Origin of the sequence: Streptomyces sp. ADMS (genome assembly GCF_033441795.1) — a bacterium.
GTDB lineage: Bacteria > Actinomycetota > Actinomycetes > Streptomycetales > Streptomycetaceae > Streptomyces.
This window is the reverse complement of the sequence record NZ_JAVFVX010000239.1, coordinates 1,506-3,951: the sequence shown is the minus strand read 5'-3', so window position 1 is coordinate 3,951 and position 2,446 is coordinate 1,506. Positions and strand designations below refer to the sequence as shown.

The 2,446-nt window shown below is 70.3% G+C and carries 3 protein-coding genes; all 3 read left to right on the top strand.

Features of this window, described 5'->3' with window-relative positions:
* Positions 1–50: 50 nt before the first annotated feature.
* Complete coding sequence (locus RB628_RS39740; RefSeq protein WP_318325517.1) at positions 51–359, top strand: DUF6112 family protein; 309 nt, start codon at positions 51–53, stop codon at positions 357–359.
* The gene (locus RB628_RS39735) at positions 359–1,048 is read left to right on the top strand and encodes a hypothetical protein (protein WP_318325516.1); all 690 of its coding nucleotides are present in this window, start codon (positions 359–361) and stop codon (positions 1,046–1,048) included. The genes RB628_RS39740 and RB628_RS39735 overlap by 1 nt, the downstream gene beginning before the upstream one ends.
* Positions 1,049–1,075: 27 nt before the next feature.
* Positions 1,076–2,446: ATP-binding protein (locus RB628_RS39730; RefSeq protein WP_318325515.1), on the top strand; the 1,371-nt coding region annotated here is incomplete at its 3' end.

Genomic DNA, 2,446 nt, shown 5'->3' with positions numbered 1-2,446 from the left:
GCTTCGCCCCTTTGGGCTTTGGCGTGCATTAAATCGAACTGGAGTTCTTAATGTATCTCGCCGACAAGGTCATCCAGCTCGCCTACGACCCCGGGATCAAACCGAACGATGGTGGCCTCCCCGGCCTGGCGGTCCTCAAGCAGGTGATGGGCTCGATCAACCTCTTCGGGATCATCGCCGTGGTCGGCGCGCTTGCCGTCAGCGCGGGCGTGTGGGCCTGGGGCCATCACTCCGGCGGTCACCAGGCCGAGGCCAGCGGCAAGAAGGGCGTGCTGGTCAGCGCTGGCGCGGCCCTCCTGCTGGGTGCCGCGAACGGTGTGGTGGCGTTCTTCAGCACGCTTGGGACGCAGGTCCACTGATGTCTCCCCGTTCCACGAACCCCGGCGGCGCATCTCGCGTGCACCGCCGGGCGCTGCTCGGCACCGCTGTCCTGGTGGTGCTCGTCGCCCTCGCCGGCCTGGCCGCCTACCTCACCCGCGACGGCAGGACCTCCTCCAAGGCTCCCGCACCGCAGGCGAGTTCGGCTTTCCCCTCCTCCCCGACCTCTTCTGCTTCCGCCTCGTCACCACCGCACGGGAGCCGCAGCGCCCTGCCCGTGCCCCCGTCCACGCACGATCCGATCAAGTTCGGGAAGGCGGCAGCCGCAGCGCTGTGGTCCTACGACACTCGCGCGTACTCCCAGCATGAGCTGCTGGCTGCCCTGCACGGGTGGCTGACCAGCGAGAGGAAGTACGCCGACACCGCCTCGGTCGACGCGCTCGTCCCCTCGCGCGTGCTGTGGAAGGAGATGGCCGCCAACGGCCAGTTCGCCACCGCCACCGTGAACGAGGCGCACTTCCCTGACTCGTTCACCCAGGCCCTGCAGGCGGACCCCGGGGCGATCACCGCCGCGTACGTCTACGCCGTGACGGTCTCCGGCAAACAGTCCATCGCCTGGAAAGGCTCACCACACGGCGGCGCCGAGAACCGCGTCACCACCCTCGCAATCCAGTGCCGCCCCTCCCAGCCCTGTGCCCTGGCCGGTGTCCTGCCGGCCGTCGCGCCCTGACCCCCACCCCAGAAAGGAGGTACCGCCATGGGAGTCTGCGACCTTCCGCTGATGGACAAGGTCTGCGGCGCCGTCGACTTCGCCACCAACCCCGCCGGGACCGTCACCGACGGCATCGGGGCGTGGATCGCGAAGTCAGCGGGTGAGCTGGCCGCCAGCGCGGCCGACCTCGCCGCCAAGGCCGTCAACGAAACCACTGCCATCGATCTCAACGCCGGTTGGTTCCGGGACAACTACGAGCTGCTGTTGCCCATCGGCCTCGCCTTGACCGTCGGCACGTTCTGCATCCAGTTGATGTTCGCGGCCTGGCGACGGGACGAACGCGCCCTCGCCCAGGCGGCGATCGGCACGATGACCGGCGTCCTCTTCTCCTTCTGCGCCGTCGCCTTCACCTCCGTGGCCATCACGGTGGTCGACGCTCTGTCCGACGGCCTGTTCCAGGCAGCCAACAGCTCGGTGGACGACGCGATCCGCCGTGTCATCAAGGTCAACCAGTTGGGGGCGATGTACGGCCTCGGCTGGGGCGTCCCAGCCCTGGTCGCCCTCGGCTGCGCGATCGGCGCGTTCATGTACTGGGGCGTGATGGTCGCCCGCAAGGTCGGAGTCCTGATCATGGTCGCCCTCGCGGTCTTCGCCGGATCCGGCGGCGGCTGGGAGGTCGCCAAGCGCTGGCGGCGGGGCTGGATCGAGGCCACCGCCACCCTCGTCGTGTCGAAACTGCTGATGACCGTGGTCTTCCTGATCGGCGTCTCGGCGATGGGCAAGTCCGATCCCCAGGACGGAATGGCCGCCCTGTCCGACGCGATGGCCGGCATCGTCGTCATGGTCCTGGTCCTGCTCTGCCCGTACGCCACCTACAAGTTCGTCCACTGGGCGAGTGACGGCGGAGGCCACGACGACCTGCACCGCACCGGCGTCGCCGGCATGACGGTCGCCGCAGGAGCCGCGAAGACCGCGGGCAGCCTCGCGATGCAGGCCGGCACCGGCACTCCTGCTCCGCAGGGGCCGAGCAAGGTCCCCGGCGCGGGCAGCGACGGTGTCGCCTCCGGCATCAACCCCACCGGCGGCAACCTGAGCAAGGAGGGCATCGACGCCGGACCCCCGAAGCCGCGGACCACCTTCCGGTACGGCGAGGACCCGAACGCCTCCGGCGACAAGGGCCGCGCCCTGATCCAGCGCCCCGGCATCCCCGCGCTGATCACACGGCCTGCCGACACCGAAGCAGGAGACTCCGAAGGGGGCGCTCCCTCCCCCGCCCAGCCCGCTGGCGCGTCGGCTCCGGGCAGCAGCCTGACCCGCGCAGGTGCCGTGTCGCCCAGCGGTCCCGCCGCACCGCCGCCGCCCTCCACCGGTCCGTCGGCGACCGGGTCCCCGACTCCGACGAGCTGGGTCTACCCC

Coding starts and splice junctions, on each gene's coding strand:
- RB628_RS39740 (WP_318325517.1), top strand. CDS start 51: ATGTATCTCGCCGACAAGGTCATCCAGCTCGCCTACGACCCCGGGATC.
- RB628_RS39735 (WP_318325516.1), top strand. CDS start 359: ATGTCTCCCCGTTCCACGAACCCCGGCGGCGCATCTCGCGTGCACCGC.